At 37.5% G+C, this 24750-nt stretch carries 24 protein-coding genes; 13 read left to right on the plus strand and 11 right to left on the minus strand.

The window, feature by feature from the left end; genetic code table 11:
- Positions 1–14: 14 nt before the first annotated feature.
- From ACI3K6_RS22155 to ACI3K6_RS22175, 5 genes are all read left to right on the plus strand, one after another.
- Positions 15–1112 carry an NAD-dependent epimerase/dehydratase family protein gene (locus ACI3K6_RS22155; RefSeq protein WP_435556525.1) on the plus strand — a complete coding sequence of 366 codons (1098 nt, stop codon included), beginning with the start codon at positions 15–17 and terminating at the stop codon, positions 1110–1112.
- A complete protein-coding gene (locus ACI3K6_RS22160) occupies positions 1109–2362 on the plus strand; it encodes a UDP-glucose dehydrogenase family protein (RefSeq protein WP_435556526.1) in 1254 nt (417 codons plus the stop codon). The genes ACI3K6_RS22155 and ACI3K6_RS22160 overlap by 4 nt, the downstream gene beginning before the upstream one ends.
- Positions 2363–2432: 70 nt before the next feature.
- Positions 2433–4310 carry a glycosyltransferase gene (locus ACI3K6_RS22165; RefSeq protein ID WP_435556527.1) on the plus strand — a complete coding sequence of 626 codons (1878 nt, stop codon included), beginning with the start codon at positions 2433–2435 and terminating at the stop codon, positions 4308–4310.
- Between the two features lie 125 nt (positions 4311–4435).
- A complete protein-coding gene (locus ACI3K6_RS22170; protein ID WP_435556528.1) occupies positions 4436–5401 on the plus strand; it encodes an NAD-dependent epimerase/dehydratase family protein in 966 nt (321 codons plus the stop codon).
- A gap of 150 nt (positions 5402–5551) precedes the next feature.
- Positions 5552–5959, plus strand: a complete 408-nt coding sequence (locus tag ACI3K6_RS22175) for a polysaccharide biosynthesis C-terminal domain-containing protein (RefSeq protein WP_435556529.1) — start codon at positions 5552–5554, stop codon at positions 5957–5959.
- Positions 5960–6763: 804 nt separating this feature from the next.
- Here ACI3K6_RS22175 and ACI3K6_RS22180 read toward each other — a convergent pair.
- Positions 6764–8329, minus strand: coding sequence for a YfcC family protein (locus ACI3K6_RS22180; protein WP_435556541.1), 1566 nt, complete (start codon positions 8327–8329; stop codon positions 6764–6766).
- 219 nt (positions 8330–8548) lie between these two features.
- On the minus strand, positions 8549–8767 hold the full coding sequence (locus ACI3K6_RS22185) for a hypothetical protein (RefSeq protein ID WP_435556530.1): 219 nt from the start codon (positions 8765–8767) through the stop codon (positions 8549–8551).
- A 370-nt stretch (positions 8768–9137) separates the two neighbouring features.
- On the opposite strand from ACI3K6_RS22185, the gene ACI3K6_RS22190 reads away from it, so the two are divergent.
- Together ACI3K6_RS22190 and ACI3K6_RS22195 are read left to right on the plus strand one after the other, a co-directional pair.
- Entirely contained in the window at positions 9138–9818 is a 681-nt protein-coding gene (locus tag ACI3K6_RS22190) for a sensor histidine kinase (RefSeq protein ID WP_335476791.1), read from the plus strand.
- Positions 9815–10657, plus strand: coding sequence for a DNA-binding domain-containing protein (locus tag ACI3K6_RS22195; protein ID WP_435556531.1), 843 nt, complete (start codon positions 9815–9817; stop codon positions 10655–10657). Before ACI3K6_RS22190 ends, ACI3K6_RS22195 begins: the two co-directional genes overlap by 4 nt.
- A 113-nt stretch (positions 10658–10770) precedes the next feature.
- Here the strand turns inward: ACI3K6_RS22195 and arcC are convergent, their stop codons facing one another.
- Positions 10771–11721 carry a carbamate kinase gene (gene arcC / locus ACI3K6_RS22200; RefSeq protein ID WP_335476793.1) on the minus strand — a complete coding sequence of 317 codons (951 nt, stop codon included), beginning with the start codon at positions 11719–11721 and terminating at the stop codon, positions 10771–10773.
- Positions 11722–11857: 136 nt separating this feature from the next.
- Positions 11858–12847 (minus strand): ornithine carbamoyltransferase, encoded by a 990-nt coding sequence (gene argF, locus ACI3K6_RS22205; protein WP_435556532.1) that lies wholly within the window; start codon positions 12845–12847, stop codon positions 11858–11860.
- Positions 12848–13615: 768 nt separating this feature from the next.
- On the opposite strand from argF, the gene ACI3K6_RS22210 reads away from it, so the two are divergent.
- Complete coding sequence (locus ACI3K6_RS22210; RefSeq protein ID WP_435556533.1) at positions 13616–14773, plus strand: DUF4317 domain-containing protein; 1158 nt, start codon at positions 13616–13618, stop codon at positions 14771–14773.
- A gap of 196 nt (positions 14774–14969) precedes the next feature.
- Here the strand turns inward: ACI3K6_RS22210 and ACI3K6_RS22215 are convergent, their stop codons facing one another.
- The 5 genes from ACI3K6_RS22215 to ACI3K6_RS22235 all read right to left on the minus strand — a co-directional run bounded on the left by ACI3K6_RS22215 (position 14970) and on the right by ACI3K6_RS22235 (position 19099).
- Positions 14970–15611, minus strand: a complete 642-nt coding sequence (locus ACI3K6_RS22215) for a response regulator (protein ID WP_435556534.1) — start codon at positions 15609–15611, stop codon at positions 14970–14972.
- Positions 15612–15622: 11 nt separating this feature from the next.
- Positions 15623–16741, minus strand: coding sequence for a GAF domain-containing sensor histidine kinase (locus ACI3K6_RS22220; protein ID WP_435556535.1), 1119 nt, complete (start codon positions 16739–16741; stop codon positions 15623–15625).
- Between the two features lie 248 nt (positions 16742–16989).
- Positions 16990–17340: a VOC family protein gene (locus tag ACI3K6_RS22225; protein WP_435556536.1), complete on the minus strand. Its 351-nt coding sequence runs from the start codon at positions 17338–17340 to the stop codon at positions 16990–16992.
- A gap of 14 nt (positions 17341–17354) precedes the next feature.
- Positions 17355–18383, minus strand: coding sequence for an S-adenosylmethionine:tRNA ribosyltransferase-isomerase (locus ACI3K6_RS22230; protein WP_435556537.1), 1029 nt, complete (start codon positions 18381–18383; stop codon positions 17355–17357).
- Positions 18383–19099 carry an SDR family NAD(P)-dependent oxidoreductase gene (locus ACI3K6_RS22235; RefSeq protein WP_435556538.1) on the minus strand — a complete coding sequence of 239 codons (717 nt, stop codon included), beginning with the start codon at positions 19097–19099 and terminating at the stop codon, positions 18383–18385. Before ACI3K6_RS22235 ends, ACI3K6_RS22230 begins: the two co-directional genes overlap by 1 nt.
- Before the next feature lie 247 nt (positions 19100–19346).
- Here ACI3K6_RS22235 and ACI3K6_RS22240 point away from each other — a divergent pair, with 247 nt between their 5' ends.
- The 3 genes from ACI3K6_RS22240 to ACI3K6_RS22250 all read left to right on the plus strand — a co-directional run bounded on the left by ACI3K6_RS22240 (position 19347) and on the right by ACI3K6_RS22250 (position 21754).
- Positions 19347–19790: a YbaK family protein gene (locus tag ACI3K6_RS22240; protein WP_335476802.1), complete on the plus strand. Its 444-nt coding sequence runs from the start codon at positions 19347–19349 to the stop codon at positions 19788–19790.
- Positions 19791–19864: 74 nt separating this feature from the next.
- On the plus strand, positions 19865–20584 hold the full coding sequence (cwlD, locus tag ACI3K6_RS22245; protein ID WP_335476808.1) for an N-acetylmuramoyl-L-alanine amidase CwlD: 720 nt from the start codon (positions 19865–19867) through the stop codon (positions 20582–20584).
- Positions 20585–20956: 372 nt separating this feature from the next.
- Positions 20957–21754, plus strand: coding sequence for an Mrp/NBP35 family ATP-binding protein (locus ACI3K6_RS22250; protein WP_435556542.1), 798 nt, complete (start codon positions 20957–20959; stop codon positions 21752–21754).
- Between the two features lie 80 nt (positions 21755–21834).
- On the opposite strand, the gene gerD is transcribed toward ACI3K6_RS22250, so the two are convergent.
- Positions 21835–22416 (minus strand): spore germination lipoprotein GerD, encoded by a 582-nt coding sequence (gene gerD / locus ACI3K6_RS22255; protein WP_335476804.1) that lies wholly within the window; start codon positions 22414–22416, stop codon positions 21835–21837.
- 237 nt (positions 22417–22653) lie between these two features.
- Here gerD and ACI3K6_RS22260 point away from each other — a divergent pair, with 237 nt between their 5' ends.
- Positions 22654–23331, plus strand: coding sequence for a KinB-signaling pathway activation protein (locus ACI3K6_RS22260; RefSeq protein ID WP_435556539.1), 678 nt, complete (start codon positions 22654–22656; stop codon positions 23329–23331).
- A 28-nt stretch (positions 23332–23359) separates the two neighbouring features.
- Here the strand turns inward: ACI3K6_RS22260 and pdaB are convergent, their stop codons facing one another.
- Positions 23360–24112 carry a polysaccharide deacetylase family sporulation protein PdaB gene (gene pdaB, locus ACI3K6_RS22265; RefSeq protein WP_435556540.1) on the minus strand — a complete coding sequence of 251 codons (753 nt, stop codon included), beginning with the start codon at positions 24110–24112 and terminating at the stop codon, positions 23360–23362.
- A 136-nt stretch (positions 24113–24248) separates the two neighbouring features.
- On the opposite strand from pdaB, the gene ACI3K6_RS22270 reads away from it, so the two are divergent.
- Positions 24249–24479, plus strand: coding sequence for a hypothetical protein (locus ACI3K6_RS22270; RefSeq protein WP_335476807.1), 231 nt, complete (start codon positions 24249–24251; stop codon positions 24477–24479).
- Positions 24480–24750 lie beyond the last annotated feature (271 nt).

The raw sequence follows: 24750 nt of genomic DNA on the forward strand, positions 1-24750 counted from the left end.
GGAGCTGTATACAATTGAAAAATGGAAAACGTACGATCTATCAGACAGACCTTCAATATATCTTCAGTAGTCTTACACAGTCCGAAAAAGAAAAATTGAAGGATGCGTCAATTTTGGTGACGGGCTGTGCTGGATTTTTAGGTTATTATTTAGTGTCTTTTTTATCTGAGTATTCGGATGAATTGGGTGTTAGAAAGATAATTGGAATTGACAATTTTAAACTAGGAAAGCCTAAATGGATTACAGATATAAACAAATCAAATCCTAAGATTGAATTATATACTTTTGATATTACTGAGTTTTCACTATTTGACACAACTAAAATTGCCGAAGTTGACTTTATTATCCACATGGCTTCTATTGCTTCACCGACCTATTATAGAAAATTCCCCTTGGAAACCGTTGATGCAAATGTTTGGGGATTAAGAGCATTGCTTGATTTTTATAAGGATAAAGACATTAAAGGATTTTTATTCTTCTCAAGCAGCGAAATTTATGGTGACCCTTATCCAGAGTATATCCCGACTTCCGAGGATTATCGAGGAAATGTGGCAATGATAGGACCACGTGCATGCTATGACGAGGCAAAAAGGTTTGGAGAAACGCTTTGCTATTTATATGCTGAAAAATTTAACATGCCAATTTCGATTGTCAGACCATTTAATAATTACGGACCTGGAATGAGATTGAATGATAAGCGGGTACCGGCCGATTTTGCAAAAGCAGTTATGGAAAATCAAAAAATAATCATGCATTCTGACGGAAATCCAACTCGAACATTTTGTTATGTGACAGATGCTATCACTGGTTATTTAAAGGCTCTCCTATATGAACCCTTTGACTACTTTAATATAGGAATTGATAAGCCCGAAATTTCAATTAAAGAATTGGCCCGCATTTATAAGGATGCAGGATCAGCTATTTTTAATTTCAATCAATCGATAGAATTTAAGGAATCGGAGGAAAAAAGTTATTTAACACATAATCCTTTAAGAAGATGCCCTAACATTGCAAAGGCCAGAAAACTTTTATTTTTTTCTCCTTCCATTTCAGTCGTAGAAGGTGTGAATCGCTTTCTAACCTTTTTAAAAGAAAGAGGGGACATTCATTGATTACTGTTATCGGCCTTGGTTTTGTTGGATTGACAACAGCTTTAGGCTTTAGCGATAAAGGATATAGTGTTTATGGTTATGATATTGATCAAAAGAAAAAAGAGATGTTAACAAAAGGGAATATTCCTTTTTATGAACCTTATCTTAATGAGAAATTAAATCAGCATTTAAATATAGGATTTAAGATTGTAGATGATTTACAGGAAGCTGTTGACAATAGTGAAGTGATCTTTCTTTGTGTAGGAACCCCAAGTAAAATAGATGGAAGTGCACATTTAGGTTATATTTTCGATGCTATTAAAAGTATAACTGCATGTATAAAAAAGCCGAATTTTAAGGTGTTAGTCATAAAATCGACTATTCCTCCATCTACAACAAGTGAAAGGATTAAACCATATATAGAAAATCTAGGTTTTAAGGTCGGTGTTGATATTGGCTTAACCAATAATCCTGAATTTTTAAGAGAAGGTTATGCCTGGGAAGATTTTATGAATCCAGATCGTATTGTAATTGGTCAGGAAGAAGATAAGAGCGGACAGTACGTGGAAAGTATTTATCAGTCATTTAACGTCCCAATCTACAGGGTTAGTTTAAATACGGCAGAATTTATTAAGTATTTATCTAATACTTTACTAGCGACTCTTATTAGTTTTGCAAACGAACAGTCATTAATCGCTAAGTATATTGGAGATATAGATATAAAAAAATCATTTCAAGTTTTGCACCTTGATAAAAGATGGTTTGGTGCGCCATCCAATATGACGTCCTATGTTTATCCAGGTTGTGGTTTTGGAGGGTATTGTCTTCCAAAGGATACGATGGCATTAGTTAATCAGGCATTAAAAAACTCCTACTCACCAGAACTATTAAAAGGAACCTTAAATGTAAATGAAACAATGAAAGAATTTGTTGTTAATGATGTGGCAGGAAAAGTAACGGAGAAAGAGCATATAGGAATTCTCGGTTTAGCATTCAAGCCAAATTCAAATGACATAAGGGATACACCAGCAAAATCAATTATTGATGGCTTGTTACGAAAAGGATATAAAAATATTATCGCTTATGACCCGATGGCCATTGAAGAGTTTAAAGAGGCATATAGCCTTCCGATTGAATATTCTTCTGACTTAAAATCATTACTTGCGAAAGTCAATCATGTTGTTATTTTAACAGCTTGGGATGAATTTTTACTAAATCAAGAATCAATAAAAAAGAAGAATGTTTTTGATTATCGTTATATATATGATTAAACAACTATTAGGAAAAACTGCTTGATTACCCGTATTTAAGGAAAAATTAATTTGGAAGGAGTTTGGGCAGTTGAAACACTATTATTGTTCAACGTTTAGTAAAGATTATGCTTATAAAGGTTTATTATTATACAATTCTCTAGAAAAACATGATAAAGACTTTGAATTTTTTATGATTTGCCTTCATGAAGAGGCAAAAAAAATATTTGAGAAAATGAACCTAGCTCATGCAACGATCATAAGCATGGAGGAAATTGAAAAGGAAGACAAGACCTTACTTTCCGTAAAGAACTCCCGAAATGACAAGGAGTATATCTGGACATCTAAGGCATCAATATGTCTGTTTTTATTTAACCAGTTTTCCGAAATTAATCATATTGTATGGCTAGATGGTGATACTTTGTTTCTCTCCGATCCCGAACCTATCTTTACCGAATGGGGAGACTACTCTATTACGCTGACTGAGGAAAAATGGCGTGAAGAACATAAATTCTTGGGTGATACTAACGGTGTCTTTAATACGGGTTATATGGGCTTCAAAAGAGATGATCATGCACTCGAGTGTCTCCAATGGTTTAGACAGAAGTTGATAGAATGGTGTTTTGATAAGTGGGAAAATGGACTTTGGAGTGATCAAGTATATGTAAACGATTGGACGAAAAGATTTAAAAATGTAGGAATAATTGAAAATATAGGAGTTAATCTTACTCCTTATATCATAAATTATCGGTTCAATGAAAGTTCAGTCATTCATTCAGGTAATGATATTTATATCGACAATGAAAAAGTTATATTTTTCCATTATTACGGATTTAAATATTATGATGGCAATGTGTTTGATATATGCAACTATGTAATGAATCAAAGGGATGAGGTGATTAAACATCTTTATATTCCCTATTTAAATGCTTGCAATGAAATAATGGATAAGATTAAAGCTGTCGAAAGTAACTTTAATATCGAAAAAAACAGCAAAGACTACCATGTTAGAAATTACTTTAACCTTCAAGTTAACCTGGCCACTGAGCAAATATATAACATCTGTACGATAATAAGCCAAAAACACCTGGCGCAAGGTTTAGCACTTTATCGTTCCCTCAAAAAGCATACATCGAATTTTCGACTTTGGATTTGTTGTCTAGATGATAGCACCTATTCCCTACTAAATAAAATGGATTTGGATCATGTCGTTCTCATTACTTTAAAAAATATTGAGGGCAAGGAGTTATTAAGTATTAAAGATAGCAGAAGTTTCGATGAGTATTGCCGAACCTTAAAAGCTCCATTTATTTCATATGTATTAAAAAATAACTATAATATAAATTCTGTTATCTATACAGACGCCGATATGTACTTTTTCAGGGATGTCAAAAATTTATTTAATGAGTTGAATCAACAGCACCCCGTTTTTATAGTTCCACGAAGGGCTTCCGCTGAAGATGAAAAAAACTATGGGGCTTATGATGCTGGACTTATAGGATTTCAGAGGAATGAAATCTCGTTTGAATGTCTTTTTAAATGGAGGAAAGATTGTGTAAAATGGTGTTTTGATAAAGTTGAGGATGGGTACTGGGCGGATCAAAAATATTTGGATCAATGGGTTCAAAGTTTTCCAGCCGTTAAAGTTATAGAGAACCCTGATAGGACTGCGGGTCCTTGGAACGCAAAAGAAAGCTTATTCACTATTAAAGATAATGAACTATTTCACAACAACGATAAACTGATAGCATTTCATTACAACGGGTTTGTCATCATGAATCATGAAGAATTTGATTTTTGTAAAACAAATGTCTTAAGTGAAAATATGATAAATTCCATTTATTTTCCGTATGTTAAAGCTGTTAGAGAAGAAATGGATGTTATAAAGTCGCTAAATGGGCAGTCTTATGAGGATGAAAAAAACAATTATGCACGAGATAAAGCTTTAAACTATTTTCATGCCGAATAACTGAAATTCCGGCTTTTAAGAAAAAGATGATTAATTTTGTCATTGCCTCGATCTTGGTCAAGATCTTTAATAAACATTTTGAGGGATATAAATAGTAAGCTTATCTTTAAGCGGGAGAGGTTATTGTGGAAAATCACTTTAATAATCAGAGGGTTCTGATTACAGGGGCGAATGGATTTATTGGATCTCATGTAGTCCAAAGAATGGTACAAGAAAAAGCTCTTGTATCAGTAATAGTTAGAGAATCATCTGATTTATGGAGAATTGAAGAATTAAAAAAAGATATCGATATTCAGCTAGTGGATTTAAGAGATACTTTATCAATTGATAAGTGTGTTAAACAAATTAAACCCGATTTTATTTTTCATGTTGGTGCTTATGGAGTAGATTCAAGGCAAAAGGATTATTATATTGCAGCTAGCACAAATATCATTGGGACAATGAATTTGCTGAATTCTGTTAAAGATATAGGGTGCAAGAAGTTTATTAATGTTGGCACATGTATGGAGTACGGTGATAAAACCGAGATTATTCAGGAGAATTCTTGTCTAAAACCTGATAGTATTTACGGAAGTACTAAAGCATCAGCCTCGATCATTGCACACCAAATTGCGGCTGAAAACAATATAAATCTTGTTACTTTAAGACCTTTTGGGATATTTGGTGAAAAGGAAGGAAGTCATAAATTCTTTCCCTATATTATTCTTTCGATTTTAGAAGGCAAAGAAGTGAATTTAACACCTTGTGAACAATACCGGGATTATTGTTATATAGAAAATATCATGGATGGATTTGTTTTGGCCGCCAAAAACGAAGATATTAAAAATGAGATATTCAATATTGGTAGTGGTGAAATTTTCAAATTAAAGCATTTTGTAGACATTATTTACAAAGAGGTGGGACTAAAGAACCAACCAAACTATGGAGCATTACCTTACAGAACAAATGAAGTTTGGAGACAACAGCCTGATACAACTAAAATTAAGAGCCTTTTAAATTGGCAGCCTAATGTAAGCCTCGAGGAGGGAATCAAAAGAACAATTAACTGGTATCAGGCAAATAAAGAGAAATTTATCGGAACAAAGAGATAAGGAGAAGGCGGTAAATGTTAACAATGAACTAAAATCTTGAAAATAATGTTCCTTGTTGACGATTGTGTATTATTTGAAGCGGAAGGTATACAGTATATTACTAGTAGTTTAACCTCTTTTTCGATTCTAGAGCGGAGAGGAAGTGTGAGGATGGAAAACGGGTATGAATTAATTTCTGTAAAACCTTTTGAGGATAAGCGAGGAAGTCTCAAAAAAATTTTAATGGAGAGCCAGCTTAAGGAAAATGAAAAAATGGAAGAGGTTTACTTGTTATATTCCGAAAAGGGGAGCGTTAGAGGAAATCATTATCATAAAAAAACGTTAGAGTATTTTGTGATCGTTAGTGGAAAGGCAAAAGTTGCGTTAAAGAATTTGGAGACAGGAACTTTAAAAGAACTCTATATTTCGGCGGAAGATAATGTGGTTTTAAAAGTAACGCCACAGGTAGTCCACGCCTTTAAGAATGAAGAGGCTCAGCAGTTAATAATGCTTGCCATATCTTCGAAAGAATATAATGAACTGGATACAGACACATTCCCGATGGATATCTTACAATAGGACCGAAATAAAAATTATTTATTTTCACAATACCAAAAAAGGTCTTTAAAATGAGGCTTTCTAAGGTATTGTTTTGATCTGTGTTTTTCCATATCTTATATATATAAAAAGAGCGTAAAAAATACGGTCTTAAAGGTCCTCGTCGTGCGCCACAGTTCTCAAAACGTAAATGATCGACGTTTCAAAAGACTCTTTTCACTTATGTGGAAAGGGTCTTTTTTATTTATGAATATAACTTTTGACCACGGAAAATTAATCGAACACATGAACATTTTTTTAACTCAATTTACTTCTGAGATTTTTGTGCCGTTTGGTTTTTAACTTGGTTATTTTCGTATGTTTTTAATGCTATTGATCCAGAAGACCGTGATAAATCTTGTAGATTAGCCCTTCATAATGTTCTTCGTTAACAATTTTCTGCTAAAGGGATAATTAGATCTAGGGCTATGGTATCTTTTTCTATTCTTTTATTCAAAAAGCTATGTTAAACAGCACCGTTGATTGGAGCCGAAGGCACGAATACTCTCGAAAATGCTTTCGCATTTTCTTCGTGCGTAGGCGGATTAAAGGAAGCCATTCAAAGTCCTGTGGGAGTACGGTTCTAGGGGACCCCATAGGTCAAGCGCCGAAACGCCCACGAACCACACGCGCCTAGAGCGGAAAGCAACAGACAAGTTTAACGAAGAAATTCAAAAAAAAGATGCTGATGAGGTTCATCAACATCAAAAAGTTAGAGCCCAGAAAAACTATTCCATATACTTTATCTGACAAGCTTGATTAAAGAGAGTATGGAATCTTTCAATTCTAATAAATCAGCACTTGCAAAACTAACATTAACCCACCAAAACCTAGAACAAAAAGGACAACAGGCCAAACGAATCTAAACCAATGAGAATACTTCATATTCAACATTTGTAAAGTCGCCATTACTAATCCGGTTGGTGCTAAGAAAAGCATAGCATACTGTCCAAATTGATAAGCAGTAACAATGACAAACCGTGGGATATCCACCGTATCAGCTAAAGGAGCAAGGATCGGCATAGAAAGAACAGCTAATCCGGATGACGACGGAACGATAAATCCAAGGACAAAAAAGATGAATAACATGGCAAGAATAAATATCGGCCCACTTACATGCGAAACAAGTGAAGATGAAAATTGAAGGATCGTATCAGAAATCAAGCCTTCATTCATGACGATATTAATTCCTCGGGCAAGACCAATAATTAAGGAAACACCCACTAAACTCGATGCACCATTTACAAAGGCATCGACAACACCTTTCTCGCCTATACCGTTTTTTCCAGTAGCAGTTAAGAACATAATAATAATAGCAAATGTTAAGAATGAAGCAGCCATGGTAGGGAACCACCAGCCCTGAGACATAACACCCCATACCATAAGTGGGAATCCCACAACAAACAATGTCAATATAATTTTTTTACGCACTGTAAATGAAGTATTTTCGTTTCCTTCAGTCGATGCTACAGACCACATTTTATTGAATTCATCACGATCTTCAAAAGAATAAGAGAACGTAGGATCAGCTTTCACTTTTTGGGAATACCAACGTATATAAAGGACGACAAATATGGCCGCAATAGCTAACCCACCAATCCGCCAAGTAAGACCTTGAGTGAAATTGATTCCTGCGGCATTAGATGCAATGACCACGGAAAAAGGATTAATTGTCGAAAAGCAGGTACCAATTGAACTTGCTAAGAATATAGCCCCTACACAGACGATAGAATCATACTCCATCGCTAAAAAGACAGGAACTAAAATGGGATAAAAGGCTACGGCTTCTTCCTCGATCCCGCATAACGTTCCACCTAAAATCATTAAAATCGAGACCAAGAAAATTAAAAGGAACTCACGTCCTTTCGTTTTTTTCGTCAAAGCTAAAAGACCAGATTCGAACGAACCACTTGCCTTAACAACACCAATCAAACCGCCTAAAACAAAAATAAATACCATAATATCAACAGCCTCTATTGTCCCGCGAATCATACTGTTTGTAATGGTTTCGGGTCCTGCAGGCTTCTGTTTTAATCTTTTATATGTATTTGGAACAGAGACCGGTTTCGTTATTCCTCCTGAAGTGAACTGTTTGATGTCAATCTTAACACCAAGTTTGTTAAGTTCTTCTTGCGTACTAGGAATGGTTTTGACTTTTCCATATGGATCAGTAATTTGCAATTTAGAACTAGATGAATCATAGGATAACTTTGAATAAGACCCTGCTGGAATAGCCCATGTTGCAATCACAGCAACAATCGTTAAGAAAAACAAGATGACAAATGCTCCGGGCATTCTTAATTTAAACTTCTTTTTTGGACCCTTTTCTTTGCTGGAATCTACATTGTTCATAAATTCATCTGTGTTTTTTGCGACGCTTACAGTATTCATAAGGTCATCTCCCCTGTAAAAATATAATTGTATAAGGGGTTCACAAATATTTCATTGTTTGTGAAACCATTTACAATCTATAATTTAAGTGTATTTAGAGGCTTCAAAAAACTTCAAAAAGATTAGACAAGTTTTTTGGGGGGGAGGGATTTTTATTCCGTTTTTTTCTCACAACATCAATCAAGATAAAATCAAGAGAATAAGCGTTGCTGCAACTTGTATCGCATTGTCAGCACAAATTAATTTAACGTTTTTTGTAGATGGCTTCATTTTAACCCTTGCCGTTATCTTATTACCCATTTTTTTATATTTTAATGATGATATAAATCCAATACCGTTAACACTTGGAATTGCGTTTGCTTCACCTTTTTTCAGAGGAATTCTTCTCTTTATCACCAATAATTATGCTCTCGAAACAATTGCTCAGTATATATTTACCGATATTGCTTTTTATCTCTGTTACGGATTTGTGTACTATTTTTTATACTGGCATCGCGCATATCGCAATGATAGTTCTTTCTTTTTTACTATTTTGCTATGTGACTATGTTTCAAATATTTTAGAAGTTAGTCTGCTGTTAAATTTTTCAAATTATAGTCTGCGTTTATTTAAAATATTGTTTTTAGTAGCGTTGCTACGCAGTCTTATTAGCTGCTTTATTGCATTTTTGTATCATTATTTTACGCTTATGATACGAAAAAAGAGTCATGAGCAGCGGTACTATAACTTTTTGTGGTCAGTTTCAGCAGTTAAAAGTGAAGTATATTTTATGAATAAGAATATTAACGAAATCGAAAGAATCATGAAAAATGCGTATTTACTCAATAAAGAGCTCTATAATGAAAACCCCTCCAGCAAAAATGGAAGTATTGCGTTAGATATTGCCAGAGACGTGCATGAAGTAAAGAAGGACTATCAAAATGTTATCAAAGGTCTGGGGAGTTATTTTGAAGTAGAAGAGGACTCATTGCGATTAAGTGACATACTAAAAATCGTCTTAATGCATTCGCGCAGTCTTATTAGAGAAAGGAAATTGGATATTTTAATAACGGTCAAGAACCAAATTGATCTAAGAATCAATGATCATTACTACTTGGTTTCGATTTTGTCGAATATGATTGCAAATAGCATTGATGCAATAGGAAATCAACATGGAGGATCGATAACAGTAATTGTTAAGGATCAGGGAGAGCAGTTGCTAATAAGTGTTTCTGACAACGGTCCTGGTATCCCTTCAGAGATCAAAGAAATGATTTTTCAACCAGGATTTTCTACTAAATTTAATCAAGATACTGGAGATGTTTATCGGGGAATTGGGTTGTCGCACGTTAGGATTATTGTGGCAGAACAATTCGGTGGGAAAATAAAAGTTGTTTCTGAAGAAGGAAAAGGAACGATCTTCCTTTTAACGTTTAACAAGGAAAAATTAACTTTGGGGGAACAGTCATGAATTTTTACATTATTGACGATGATCTTGCAGTCACTATGATCTTACAAAGAATCGTGGAAGAAGACATGATCAATCAGGTAGTCGGAACATCGGTATCGCCAAAAATTGCCTTGAATGAACTGATGCTGCTGAATGTTGATATTGTATTAGTAGATTTGTTAATGCCCGAACTAAATGGTATTGCCTTAGTTGAAGCGCTTTGCAAGGTAAAACCTGAGTTGAAATTTATTATGATTTCTCAAGTACGAGATAGTGAATTGCGAGAAGATGCTTATAAAGCTGGAATCGAATTTTTTATCGATAAACCCATCAATATAATTGAAGTCCGGACAATTGTTAATCGTGTAAAACAAAGTATTCTGATGGAACAAAAACTGAAAAAAATTCAAAACTTATTAGGGGCTTCTTCAAATGGCTATCCAAATTTAAATTCAAATCATTTTAGTGAAACCAAACAGAAGGTACGATCTATTCTGGCGTTTTTAGGTATAACTTCTGAAGCGGGTTCTGCTGATATATTAAATATTAGTCAAGTGATGATCGAACAAAATATTTCTTTTAACTTTATCAACTTTGATAAACAATTTGCTTTAGACTCTCATGAAAAGAAAATTATTTTTCAGCGTGTTAGACGAGCGATAAAAAAAGGAATGGTAAATATCGCTAATTTATGTCAAGATGATTTTGAAAATGAATTAACTATTGAGTGTGCGAACACTCTTTATGGGTATAAAAATATCCACAAAGAGATTCTCTTTTTGGAAGGAAAGTCGTCAACAGGAGGCAAAGTATCCCTAAAGCAATTTTTTGATGGCTTAGTCATGCAAGCCAATAATTAATTGTAGTTTTAGGGGTTCCACTCATAGCCATCAAGTAAAAAAAGTAAGTCCAACTAATGACCCGTTTTTATGTCTTAAAAAGGGCACCCACAACAGCGGGTGCCCTTCCTTCATTATTGTAAAATGACGGTTCCAGTTTTTCCTTGGAGTGCGTCTTTTGCTTTGTTAAGTGAAGTGACAATTGATTTTCTGCCCATTTTGGATTTTGTAAATTGCATGGCTGCTTTTACTTTTGGCAGCATAGAGCCAGGGGCAAATTGTCCTTCTTCGATATACTTTTGTGCTTCTTCTAATGTGATGCTGGCAAGGTTTTTTTGGTTCGGTTTGTTAAAGTTTATGGCGATTTGTTCTACCGCTGTTAAGATGACCAGTTCGTCGGCGTCAAGCAGTTCTGCAAGTTTTTCAGATGCTAAATCTTTATCGATTACAGCAGCTACGCCTTCGAGTGTGCCATCTTCTTTTTCAATGACAGGCACGCCACCGCCACCAACGGTGATGACAACATGGCCGGCATCTACCATTGTTTTAATGATTTTTTCTTCTACCACCGCTATTGGTGCTGGGGAGGCCACTACTCTTCGATAACCACGGCCGGCATCTTCCTTCATCACGTAGCCTTTTTCTTCTTGAAGCTTCATAGCTTGTTCTTGTGAGAAGAAGGAGCCAACAGGTTTGGTTGGATTTTTGAACCCAGGGTCGTTAGGATCTACTACCACTTGAGTGATGATGGAGGCCACGTCGCGTTGGATGCCTCTTCCTCTCATTTCTTCCCTGATTGCCTGTTGCAGGTGATAGCCAATATAGCCTTCACTCATGGCGCCGCATTCTGGAAATGGCATCACCGGTTTGCCGCCATCCATTGTATTGGCCGCTTCATAAGTTGCCACGATCTGTCCTACCTGCGGACCATTTCCATGAGCAACAATGACTTCATGTCCTTCCTCGATTAAATCAACAATTGGTTTTGCCGTTTCTTTGCAGGTGAAAAGCTGTGCTTCTGCTGATGTATCTTTTGGGTTTGCCTGAAGTGCATTTCCTCCAAGCGCTATAACAATTCTTGACATAATTCTACTCCTCTATCTATCAATCTTTTACAAGTGGGCATAAATTAAGGCTGGCGTGTGAACCCCAACCTTTATATTAAAATTCTAAAATTATCGAGTTACTGCTTAAGCGGTCTTATTTGTTCGTAATCTTAATTTATATAGTTGCCACCATAACTGCTTTAATGGTGTGCATTCTGTTTTCGGCTTCATCGAAGACAACAGAATGTTTGCCTCTGAATACTTCATCAGTTACTTCTCTGATATCAAGACCCATTGCCTCTTTTCCATTGTTGGCTACCTTCGTTTCAAAGTCATGGAAGGACGGTAAGCAGTGCATGAAGATAACATCTGGATTTTCAGTAGCTTGGATCATTTCTTCGTTCACTCTGAATGGAGTTAGGAGCTCTACGCGTTGGGCGAGTTGATCTTCTTCGCCCATCGATGCCCAAATATCAGTGTAGAGAACGTCTGCTCCTTTAATGGCTTCAATGTTGTCAGATACTTCAATGATGGCACCTGTTTCTTTGGCAACGATTTGTGCCTTTTCAATGATTTCTAGTGATGGCTGCAATTCTTTTGGTCCGAAGGCAACAAAGTGCATGCCCATTTTGGCACAGCCATACATCCAGGCATAGGCCATATTGTTTCGAGTATCACCAACAAAGACTACTTTTGTCTTGCTTAATGGTTTTGCCACATGTTCTTCGATGGTTAGCATGTCTGCCAAAATTTGCGTTGGGTGGTCAACATCTGTTAAACCATTGAATACGGGAACTCCTGAGTGTTTAGCCAAATCTTCCACTACCTTTTGGTCAAAGCCGCGGTATTCGATGCCGTCATAGAAACGGCCAAGAACCTTTGCCGTATCTTCAAGTGATTCCTTTTTCCCCATTTGTGAGCTGTTGGAGTCAAGGAATGTAACACGGGCGCCTTCATCCAATGCGGCCACTTCAAAGGCACATCTTGTTCTGGTTGATGTTTTTTCAAATAACAGCACGATATTTTTTCCCTTAAGGACATCATTATAAATTCCTGAGCGTTTCTTTGCTTTTAAATCATGTGATAAATCAAGCAGATATCTGATTTCCTCCGGTGTGAAATCCATTAATGTTAAGAAACTTCTTCCTTTTAAATTTACTGGCAATTTAAAACTCCTCCTTAGATTTATAGATATATTTAACCATGAAGATACATGGGGATTACTATTTTTTGGGAAAAAATCCCATATGACCCGTCATCATCATAATGAGAGTGATGACTTTGAGGACAACCATGATAATAGCGGCTAGCTTTATCTACCTCTTATAAAAATGAATGGAAATTTTGTGTTTTTACTATGGCTCATTCATTAAAACTTACATTTTCAGCTACAAATTCCTCCATTCTCGCGATATAAAAGCCGATAATTCTAGCTGCAAGTAGGATTATCAGCGGCATGAGGAATTTAAGCTGGCTGTATATTTCTTGACTTTATAATAAATGGCCGTTTCAAAAACAATCAAAAATCATCAAATATCATCATCCATGATTGATAAATTCAAAGTTTCGCCACAATTTTATCCACATGGAATGGTTTTTGAAATGTTTTCAAGGATAAGTAGGAGCAGAAAAGGCGGAGAGAATTCTGATAGAAGTGCTCTCAAGGGTAAGTAGGGCAGAAAAGGCGGAGAGAATTCTGATAGAGGGGTTCTCAAGGGCAAGTAGGAGGAGAAAAGGCGGAAAGAATTCTGATAGAGGGGTTCTCAAGGGCAAGTAGGAGGAGAAAAGGTGGAGAGAATTCTGATAGAAGTGCTACCCAGTGCAAGAAGTACAAAGCCAAGTTTGTTTCCATCTTGCTATGAAAATTTTAAAAATTTCAAGTATTACTATTTACGCATACGAACAGTATAATCAGGAATGGGAGTTGAATGTGATGAACAAAAAAGATATTGCTAATATACGCAAACAATTTAAATTAGATAATCATCGTATGAACATTCGCGAAATCTTCAATGTGTATATGAACAAGGAATCAGGCGAGATCTATCATCAGGTCAGTCAGCCATTTCAAATGTTGGACCGGGAAACACAAGAATTATTTTTGGCCAATTTTAAAAAAGTGTTAACAGGAAATCTTGATGCCAAATTGTTTGAACTTAAATTTAAGAGAGATGTGGATGATAGTTCACAAGAGATTCTTTTCGAAGGTTTAAAAGCAGATTCGGAGGACTGGAAGGATAATATGCTGCAAATGGTGGAGAAAATGTTTGCCAAGGCTACATACGAATTCGATACAGTCGTGACATTTATCCGCGGAGAGATTAGAAAGCCTACTAAGAAAAGGAATTTAGAATCCGAGGAAGGCGGAGACGATGAGGTATATTCCAATGAATTTATCCTTTGCAGCCTGAATAAAACAGATCAGCCGAAAAAAGCGCTGATGTTTGATTATATTGAAAAAGAATATAAGTACTATAATTTCGTGGATCCTATTATCAATTTGGACTCCCCGCTGTCTGGTTTCTTGTTCCCTGCCTTTAATGATAATGCGGCAGATGTGAACCATATTCTTTATTGCGCAGGGAAAGCCAATCAACCAGATCTATCTTTTATCGAAGAAGTCCTTTCTTGTGAAGATATTTTTACGGCCCAGGATGATAAGGACTACTTCGATTTTATTTTAAAAGAAGTCATTGGGGACGAAGTGGATTCGAAAGTGATTTCGAATGTGTATGAGGAAATTGATAAGATCATACAAGAAACGGAAGAAAAAGAAGAAAGTGAAGTCCCAACCCTGGATTATAAGGATATTGAACGGATCTTAACGGTAAGCGGCGTAGAAGATGTCAATACAGACAAAGTGGAACATGCCTTCAAAAGTGTCATCGATGACGAAAAGCATGAGTTCAAAGCAAATAATTTGGTTCCGAAATCGATTAAAATTAGCACCAAAATAGCGAATGTGACGATCAACCCGAAAGATTTGAAACATGTAAAATATATTACCTTTCAAGGGAAACGCTGCCTGTTGTTAGAGGTGGATGAAGAAGTAGTGGTTGAAGGGTTTCGTTTGGAATCAGAAACGTTATAAAAATAAACATGAAATTACCTGCATTCATTTTATATGTTTAGCAGGTAATTTTTTTGAATGATGCTTTTTTGCTTATCAAAAACAGCTATAGGCAACTGTAAGTTTTTTGACTAAGATCATAACAAGAAGGAGTTACCTGATTCTAGGAAAAGTGTTTTGAAAAAAATGAAGGGACTGACGTTTTTCCCCTCATAGTTTATTTTACTAGATCATTTCTCACTGCATATAGGGCGGCCTGTGTCCGGTCAGCTAGCTCCAGTTTGGCCAACAGATTAGATACGTGGGTTTTTACGGTCTTTTCCGTGATAAATAGGGAAGCGGCAATTTCTTTATTGCTCTTTCCACTGGCTATTTCTTTTAAGACATCCAGCTCTCTTTTTGTTAATTCCTCGATTAAATTTTTTTCAGGGTTCCTTTTATTAGACAGGCTGGCAAGTAAATGTGATGTTGCTTTGGGGTGGAGCTGATTTTCTCCATTCATGATTTTTTTAATTGATGAAACCAGTTCATCCGGCTCGATGTCCTTTAATTGGAATCCGGAAGCACCTGCTTCAAGTGCCGGAATGACATGATCCTGGTCGGAAAAACTTGTCAGCATCAAGATTTTAATGTCTGGCTGGGTGGTCTTTATCATTTTTGTTGCTTGGATTCCATCCATTTCCGGCATGACTAGGTCCATTAATATCAAATCAGGCTGTAGCAACTTTGCCTGTTCAACGGCTTCTTTTCCGTTCGAAGCTTCCCCGATAATTTCTAATCCCTGTTGGGTACGCAGGAAAAAGACCAAACCCCTTCGGACAACATGATGATCATCTGCAATTAGAATGCGTATACTCATTGTATTTCCCCCTAAATCGGAATATGGATTCTGATTTCCGTTCCATTTCCTGGATTGCTTTTTAAATGAAAACTCCCATTTAAAGCCTCTGTTCTATTTTTCATGTTTTTTAAGCCCAATGAAGGGATGTCATGCTGTTCACCATAATGGAAACCGCAACCGTGATCTTTGATGAGAAGGGTCACTCCGGACTTGTCTGAGTGAAACTCCAGGTATACATGCGAAGTCTGTGAATGTTTTTTACAATTGGCTAAAGCTTCCTGCCCAATTCGCCAGAGGGTTTCTTCAACCTTTCCGGGAATACTGGATGCGCCTTCGATCTTTGTTTTAATAGTGAGACCGAGCATTTCGGCATAACTTCTTAAGGCACTTACCAGTCCGTTTTCCAGTCCCAGCGGGCGAAGCTGCCAAATTAACGCTCTCATTTCACCAAGTGCTTCCTGTGCTAGGTCTTGGATATAGCTGAAGGTCTGTTTAACCTCATCATTTTGTGTCATTTCCACTCCGGCCCTGGCTGTAAGGCTGAGGGAAAAAAGCAACTGGTTCACAGAATCATGAAGATCTCGAGCGAGGCGATTGCGTTCAGCCACTAATGCAGTTTCCTGCTCCCGCTGGGTAAGCTTTATTCGTTTTAGAGCTGTTCCAATTTGATAGGCAACGGCTTCGAGTAACGCGAGTTCATTTTTTTTAAAATGTGTTTTATTCGGAGATCCGATGTTGAGGATTCCAAAGCGTTCTTGCCCGGCACGAAGCGGGACCGTTGCATGATGGGTGAGGCCGCAGGTTTTCCCGGCCTTTTCGATTATGGCATCTTCAATTCGTTTACATTCCATAATATTGGTTGCTTTGTTTAATTGGCGATTGTTATATTTATTTACACACCAGCACGTTCCTTGGCACATCCGCTGCTTTTGGTTATGGGCTAAAGCCGGGGGTAGTGCTTCATCTGCAATAAGCTGATGGTTTCCCTGTTCATCCATAAGAAAGATCCATCCAGTTTGAAGTCCGGTTACATGGAGTAATTTTTTTAAAACTCCGGATAACACTTCTTTTGGATCTGTTCCTTCATTAAGTAACTCGGCAATTTCTTTTAAAATACTAATTTCCCCATACTCTGTTTCAAAAGACATATGGTTTCCCCCACCAACCCTTCTCTACTTTTCATTATAGCGGATTACCAGTATTTGAATATTAAAAACTCCGTTTTGTTAGTAATGGATCTGGGTCTGGGGTGTAGAGCCAGTCTATGTTCCCGATTTTTCGGAACGGCCGGGAAAAGTGGAAGGTAGAACCTGTCTATATTCCCGAATTTCCGGTGCGACTGTAATTTTGGGAAGGTAGAGTGAATTCATGGCACCATAAACCTTTTCCAAAGAGCCTAACTAGCAGTCACTACTTGCAAAAACTCAATGATTTCCCCATCTGGTCCCGAATAAAACACTGTTTCCCAGCCGTTCTCAAGTTTATAAGGTCCCTCAAGCAGCCTGTTTCGGTTCATCAGCCCCGTTATTTCACTAAGACATTCAACCTCAAAACAGAGATGAGTAGAAGGATCGCAAGGGCGATCTCCAGAAATCAACTCAATCCGGAAATCACCCAATTTTAGGAACACAATCTCTTCCCCCATAAAAAGGATGCGACTTTCTTCATGAAACCCTAAATTCTTTTTATAAAAAGCAACGGATTCCTCTAATCGACTCACTTCTAACGCAAAATGATGAATTCGCATGTGCCAGCCTCCGCTCACAAAATTAGATTCATATCGCCAAACTCATGCCATAAATAACTGCAAGCAATGGCCTGGTTGTAGGCATTACTCAAATGCGACTCAGAGACGAACGCGGAAAGCATATCGAGATGGCTGGCCTTAGGTTCATGTAAGCCGGTAATGATTCCATCAGCGATTTGTAAAGGGAAACCTTGATCGATATAAAGATTGGTCTGACTGGATCGTTTTCCAGTCAAGGCTGCCGTTTCAAGAGCCCGGACTACGGTTGTACCCACTGCAATAACTTTATTACCGGCAGCTTTCGTTTGCTGAATTCGTTCCATTGTCGAATCGGGGATTTGATACTCTTCAACATTATCCTCCGGAGTTTGATGCCATTGATCATCAAGCAAGTAGCTTAATCCAGTATGAAGCTGGATAAAATCAAGCAGGATTCCTTTGTGTTTCATTTTAAAGATAAGCTCCCAACTAAAGGCTCTTCCAGCAGAGGGCATTTCGACGGATCCAGGATGACTGGCAAACACGGTTTGATAGTAATCCAGCTCCCATGGCTGTTCAATATACTCATAGCGAACAGGCTCACCTACGGCATATATAATATTGAATAATTCTGTACCCTTTTTAGAAAAAATAATGGTCTTTAACGGCGAGTTTTCTTTGGACCCCACCACGGTTGCAGATAATGCCTGGGAAAATTGCAACTGATCGCCATCTTTAATGGAATTAGCAACAATTAAGGCTTCCCAAGTATCTTCCTGGCGGCGCCTTGCCAATCTTACTTCTACTGCTGAGGCAATTACGACATCCTCTCTTATCCATTCTGCCTGTAATACAGCAGGGATGGTACGGCTATTGTTTAGAATCACCAGGTCACCTGGCTGAAGGTAATTGGTTAAATGGAAAAACTGATCGTGCTTCGTTTCACCGGTATTTCGATCAAGGACCATCATCCGGACATGGTCCCGCCGTACACCCCGCTTTTCAGGGGGATAGGATGCATTTAATGCTTCTGGCAGGTAAAAATCCAATGCTTTTGCCGGCATTATAATTCCTCCTTTGCTTGAGCTTCAAACCGCTGTCCATTTACGCCGACAGATTGATCCGAAGCGAGATATAAAAATACCCCAACAACATCTTCTGGTTTTGCCAATGTGTAATCACAATCCGGAACGGCCAATTGATGCATTTCAGTATCCATTTCCCCGGGGTCAACCATATTGACTCTAATGTTGGTTTCACTTAATTCATCAGCCCAAGTTTGCGTCAGCCCTTCCACGGCAAACTTGGAGATTCCGTAGGCACCCCAACTGGCATAACCGGTGTGGCCAGCTTCCGAGGTGACGTTGATAATCGAGCCCTGATTCCGCTCAATCATAACCGGGATTACTCTTCTGGTTACAAGGAAGGGTGAAACAGCATTAACCCGTAGCACCTCAGCAAAGTCCTCTTCCGGATAGTCAAGCAAAAATGGCATCGGACTCGGTCCTAATATGGAGGCATTGTTAATCAAAACATCAATTTGACCGAAAGCTTCCTCTGTCATGGAAATGAAACGTTCCACATCTCTTGCAACAGACACATCAGCGGTGACGGCGAGCACTTCCACTCCCAATGCCTCCGCTTCAGCTTTTACTGCTAAAAGATTTTTTTCCTTACGAGCACAAATCGCGATCCGCGATCCTTCCTTCGCAAATGCCAAAGTTAATGCACGACCTAATCCTTTTGAAGCTCCCGTGATCATCACTACTTTATTTTCCATTAGAAATCTCCCCTTTGTTCTTGATGTCTTTAGCATATCGATTACAGGTGAGCTTTCCCTCAGAGAAAAGCTTTATTTTTTCTACAACTTTTGGAGGAGAAAGGCTGAATAATAAAAGAAACACATCCTTATGCAGGCGGTACACAAGTTTATCAGTGTATTCCTATCCGCGCAAAAAATTGGAAGCCTTCCCATTGCATTTCTTAAGTACAAGGGTTAAAGAATAGTGCTAAGAGGTGAAATAGAAGTGACTGTAATTACGACCTTTAAAGAAAAACGCCGTGAAAAGCAAATTAAATATGAACGTTCCGTTTTAAGGGACTTATCAATTAATACATTGAAAGAACGAGTCAAACACTACTTTGGTTCAACTCGTATTGCCCAAAGCTTTGTGATGAATTCTGGAATTGAGGAAGCATGCTATGATGTCGCCCTGGAGGCTTATTTACTTGGCGCTAAATTCAGTAAATTTGGTTATCATGGTGAGACAATGGAGCAGGTGCGGATGCGTTGTGATCAAGAAGAAAAACATCTGGTAGATACCATGTTTAATTTTTTACTGTTTTGGGGAAATGGTGATGAAGGAACGATGAGTGAATCCCTTTACTATTTATGTGAGCAATATGTATATGCATGGTGGAAAGACGGTTTTGAAAAAGGGCAGAGACGCCATAAACTGCGGTTACATTAAATAGTTCTAATTTTCCCCCTTGTCCCATATAGATGAAGTGTACAGGGACGTGCGGGAAGGAATGATTGGGTTTGTTGACGCGCAGATTAAAAGTGATTGCATTTTCAGTAGGATTATTAGTACTGTTTCTTATTTTGCAGTATGACTTTTCCAATGACGATTCATGGAAACCGTGGAATCTGCCATTGTCAGGGAAAATTATCCTTTTGGATGCTGGCCATGGCGGACCTGATGGGGGCGCGGGAACAGGGAAAACACTTGAAAAGGATATTGCATTGGATATTACCTTAAAGGTAAGAGATTATCTGCAGCAACAAGGGGCTTTGGTAGTAATGACAAGAGATACGGATAAGGATTTGGCTGATTCTGATACAAGAGGATATAGTCGAAGAAAAGTGGAGGATTTGAAAAAGAGATTGAAAATGATCAATGACTCAGATAATGATTTTTTTGTCAGTATCCACTTAAATGCGATTCCGTCCTCAAGATGGAGTGGTGCCCAAACCTTTTATGCTCCACATCATGAGGAAAATGCACGGGCAGCTAAATTTATTCAGGAAGAATTACGGAGAAATTTAGAAAATACGACTAGAAGAGCGAAACCAATTAATCAGGTATATATTTTAAAACATGCCAAAAAACCAGGTGTATTAGTCGAAGTCGGATTTCTCTCAAATCCAGCTGAAAAGGCAAATTTAAAGAAGGATTCTTATCAGGACAAAATAGCGGCATCCATCTATAAAGGAATTTTGCGCTATTTTACGAATGAAAAGGAGCTCATCGAAACAGATTAAGGGAAGGTGGTAAACACCTTCCATTTTTGTTGGTTGTGTGATTCAAATAACTGTTTCTAAGCCATGTTATGATATACTGATAGATGGAAACGAATACAATTGTGAGGTGTTTATTGAATGTTGACAGAACAAAGAATCCTAGAGGTTCTTGGCAACCTGAAAGAACCATTTTTACATAAAACTTTGGCAGAGTTAAATGCCATTGAGGAAATTAAGATCAAAGAGGAAAAAAATCACGTTAGTGTAAAAATTGCTATTGCAAGAACTGGTACAAGTGAGCAGCTTCAGTTGCAAACACAAGTTGTAAATCTGTTAAAAGAGGCAGGCGCAGCATCGGTTGGAATTCGTTTTGGCCAGCTTTCAGAAGAAGTGATGGCCGCACATCGACATGCAGAGCCTGAAACAGAAAAGAATCTGCTTAACTCGCAAAGTACAACCTTTATTGCCATTGCCAGTGGTAAAGGCGGGGTAGGTAAATCAACAGTTTCCGTAAACCTGGCTGTTGCCTTAGCACGCCTTGGTAAAAAGGTTGGTCTAATTGATGCGGATATTTATGGTTTCAGTGTGCCGGATATGATGGGAATCACCCAACGCCCTGTTGTAAGAGGAGAAAAAATCATTCCGGTTGAACGTTTCGGTGTACAAGTTATTTCAATGGGCTTTTTTGTTGAGGATAATGCCCCGATTATTTGGCGTGGACCAATGCTTGGCAAAATGTTAAACAGCTTTTTCAATGAAGTAGAGTGGGGCGATATTGACTATCTATTGCTTGATTTACCTCCTGGAACAGGAGATGTGGCCCTTGATGTTCACACCATGCTGCCGGCATGTAAGGAAATTATCGTAACAACTCCTCATCCAACTGCTGCCTTTGTTGCTGCCCGTGCCGGAGCTATGGCATTGCGAACAGAACATGAAGTTTTGGGTGTCATTGAGAATATGGCATACTTCGAAAGTAAAGTGACCGGTGAAAAAGAATATGTATTTGGCCGCGGTGGCGGAGACAAGCTTGCTGAAGAACTGAATACCGAGGTTCTTGGCCGCCTGCCGCTTGATCAGCCAGATTGGCATGAAGAAGATTTTGCGCCATCCATTTATCAGGAAGAACATAAACTAGGTAAAATTTATCTGGAAATTGCTGAAAATGTTGTGAATAGATTGAAGAAATAAATAAAAACGAGACAGTTCAAAATGATTGGACTGCCTCTTTTTTGTTTCTATATATACGATTGATTCAATATGAATGATGGTTATTTTTTATTGCTGCTTCCGCCTGCATTATTATTAGCGTCTTGTGCAGCCTTTAACAACAATTCCTCCATCTTCGCTTTAAATAATGGACTATCAATCGTTTCGGTAATGATCTGTTGCAGATGTTCACGGTATTCCTTACTTTTTAGGGCATCAGCCATTTCCTTTTGAATTTCAGGCTCTTTAAATACTTGAATCATCATGCCGCGATAAGCAGGATCATTCATTAAGTCCTTTAATAACTTTTCGTTTTCGGATCTCATGCTTTTAGCAACGTTCTGCGCAAATTTCGTATCACTGAATGTCTTTTTCCAAAAATCTGTCGCTGCGTCTGATGTCAGGGTCTGTTTAATCGTATCAGAGACAACTTTTTGATCCATCACCAGCTTCTCTTTCATTTTATCATCCGACATGACATCCTGAATGGCTTTCTTCCCATCATCTGTTTTTAAAATATCCACAACCATTTTTTTGGTTTGATCATAATCAAGTTGATTACTCGCGGCACTTGAATCATCGGAAGAGCAACTGGTCAGGAATAACAAAATGGGCAGGAGTAGCAGCCTATTTTGACCTTTCATAATTTAGCCCCTTTCACATAAGAATCCTTATATCTAGCATGAAGAAAATTGGATAAGATTATACGCAAAAACTTAATTTATGGATTTTTCAAAGGGGGCTTGGTACAATCAAAATGAATTTATTTTTTGGTCGATAGGAAAGTAAAAACCTTACTATCAGGCATAAGTGCAACTACGCCTCTGTCTTCGCCTTTAAGGCTTACCAGTCGGCGAGTTTACTTTATTGGAGGGAATTAGGTGACAAGCCGTAATTTAGTAAGGCTGTTTATGTCCACTTTGCTAGTTGGCGGACTGACAACGGCTATAGTGGGATTAGTAGTACGTTGGAGTGAGTTACAGCCTTATTTTGTAGATTTTCAACTAAAGGACATCATATCAGCGATTTTATGGTTGGTTGTTATGGGCTTCTTGTTCAGTGCCATCAGCCAAATGGGCTTTTTTGCGTATCTAACCGTCCATCGTTTTGGTTTAGGGATTTTTAAGTCAGCCTCTCTATGGAATGGTGTTCAAGTAATCCTTATTCTGTTTGCCTTATTTGATTTAGTTTATTTAAGATACAACGCTTTTGCGGATAAAGGGGAGTCCATTCTTCCTTATCTTGGGCTTGCTGCTGCAGCGCTTATAATCGGCTTAACAGTTTCTTGGTTCAAAAAACAGCAAACCAATCAGGCTGCGTTTATACCCGCACTTTTTTTCATGATTGTGGTGACAATTGTCGAGTGGGTTCCAGTATTACGCGTAAATGACAGCAACTGGCTTTATTTAATGGGTGTGACCTTATCGATCTGTAATGCCTATCAGTTACTGATGCTGCATAAATTAAATGCGCAATCTGAACAAGAGCGGCAAAATAAGGCACTTCAAAAAACAAATCACAAGCCTAGTAAAAAGCAAACAAAAAAACCGTCCATTTAATATTCATGGGCGGTTTTATCTTTGTTTTTTAATTAATTTCTTTAGAATATACGTCACCATTTGCAATCATTTCTGAAACAGTTACCAGCTTTAGGCCTTTATCCCGGAAATCCTTTAACATTTGCGGCAATGCGTTAGCCGTTTGTTTAGCAGAATCGGAGGCATGAAGAAGTAAAATATCCCCTTTATCGGCTTTTTTAACATTTGCGACAATCTGGTTGACACCTGGATTTTGCCAATCTTTTGAGTCTATACTCCAATGTACAACTGTATAGCCGTAGCGTTTAGCAATCTTTAATGTCCGTTCATCAAAATGACCAGTGGGGGCACGTAATAATTTAATATCCTTTACATTGAGCTTTTTAAATACTTCTTGAGCTTTTGAAATATCTTTACTAACTTTAACATCGTCTACTTCCGTATAATCCACATAATTATAACCCAAAATGCCCACTTCAAAACCATCTTTTACAATGCGATTGACAAGATCTGGATGCCGCTCCGCCCATGAGCCGGAAAGAAAAAAGGTTGCTGATTTCACATTCTCCTGTTTTAGAGTGTCTAAAATAGGTTCGGCTTTTTCATCACCCCAGCCAATATTAAAAGTCACTGCCACATCCTTTTCACCTCGAAAAACTGCTTTTGGGCCATCCTTGGTTGAAAATACCGGAATTTGGGCAATGTTTTCAATAAAGAGAAACCATGCGGTAAAAAAGGAGGCGATTAAAATTAAAATCCCATTCTTAATTGATTTACCATTGACAATATAAAAGAAGTTCACTTTTCCCACCTCGTCCAATCAAATCCTTGTCTCAAACATATGCTTGTTTTAAAAAAAATATGATAAAAGAAATGAATTATAAAATTTCATAAAATGGAAAAGACTACTATAACAAATATTAGCTTGGAGGTTATTTATGTTTGGGCTTCTAATCAATGAAAGGGAAGTAAAAGAAATGGAATATTTATTAAAGCGGGAGCTTGATGAAATCTTGTTTGACCTAAAGGATGATCGGATTGACCATATTGTAAAAAGAGCAATGGAGGAACGCTATAAAGTCTTATTTACTTTATTTAAGAGAGTAGCATCACCTCATGAGTGTTTAAAGTATATGAGAAGAGGCAGGAAGGACAGAAAAAAGGGATAATTATTTTTTAAAAATAGATTGTTGACAATTGTTATTAATCTTGTTATATTAATAAACGTCGCTGCTGACATAAAAACAACTTTAAAAAAAGTTGTTGACTTTAAAGTTTGCAGATGATATATTAATAAAGTCGCTTTTGAAAGACAGTGACTATTGATCTTTGAAAACTAAACAAACAAGAACGTCAACAAACAATAATATTCATTTCGTTAGAAATGAAGCCAACGTTTTATTTTATGAGCTAATCACTCTTTTTGGAGAGTTTGATCCT

It is taken from the genome of Neobacillus solisequens (assembly GCF_051233465.1).
Taxonomy (GTDB): Bacteria; Bacillota; Bacilli; order Bacillales; family Cytobacillaceae; genus Neobacillus.

What these genes read in the sequence shown, in the direction of transcription:
- arcC (WP_335476793.1), bottom strand. Translation starts at nt 11,721, where the DNA reads ATGTCAAGAATTGTTATAGCGCTTGGAGGAAATGCACTTCAGGCAAAC.
- ACI3K6_RS22235 (WP_435556538.1), bottom strand. Translation starts at nt 19,099, where the DNA reads ATGGAAAATAAAGTAGTGATGATCACGGGAGCTTCAAAAGGATTAGGT.
- ACI3K6_RS22180 (WP_435556541.1), bottom strand. Translation starts at nt 8,329, where the DNA reads ATGAACAATGTAGATTCCAGCAAAGAAAAGGGTCCAAAAAAGAAGTTT.
- ACI3K6_RS22250 (WP_435556542.1), top strand. Translation starts at nt 20,957, where the DNA reads ATGGCCGCACATCGACATGCAGAGCCTGAAACAGAAAAGAATCTGCTT.
- gerD (WP_335476804.1), bottom strand. Translation starts at nt 22,416, where the DNA reads ATGAAAGGTCAAAATAGGCTGCTACTCCTGCCCATTTTGTTATTCCTG.
- ACI3K6_RS22230 (WP_435556537.1), bottom strand. Translation starts at nt 18,383, where the DNA reads ATGCCGGCAAAAGCATTGGATTTTTACCTGCCAGAAGCATTAAATGCA.
- ACI3K6_RS22270 (WP_335476807.1), top strand. Translation starts at nt 24,249, where the DNA reads ATGTTTGGGCTTCTAATCAATGAAAGGGAAGTAAAAGAAATGGAATAT.
- ACI3K6_RS22220 (WP_435556535.1), bottom strand. Translation starts at nt 16,741, where the DNA reads ATGTCTTTTGAAACAGAGTATGGGGAAATTAGTATTTTAAAAGAAATT.
- ACI3K6_RS22175 (WP_435556529.1), top strand. Translation starts at nt 5,552, where the DNA reads ATGGAAAACGGGTATGAATTAATTTCTGTAAAACCTTTTGAGGATAAG.
- ACI3K6_RS22215 (WP_435556534.1), bottom strand. Translation starts at nt 15,611, where the DNA reads ATGAGTATACGCATTCTAATTGCAGATGATCATCATGTTGTCCGAAGG.
- ACI3K6_RS22210 (WP_435556533.1), top strand. Translation starts at nt 13,616, where the DNA reads ATGAACAAAAAAGATATTGCTAATATACGCAAACAATTTAAATTAGAT.
- ACI3K6_RS22225 (WP_435556536.1), bottom strand. Translation starts at nt 17,340, where the DNA reads ATGCGAATTCATCATTTTGCGTTAGAAGTGAGTCGATTAGAGGAATCC.
- ACI3K6_RS22195 (WP_435556531.1), top strand. Translation starts at nt 9,815, where the DNA reads ATGAATTTTTACATTATTGACGATGATCTTGCAGTCACTATGATCTTA.
- ACI3K6_RS22190 (WP_335476791.1), top strand. Translation starts at nt 9,138, where the DNA reads ATGAATAAGAATATTAACGAAATCGAAAGAATCATGAAAAATGCGTAT.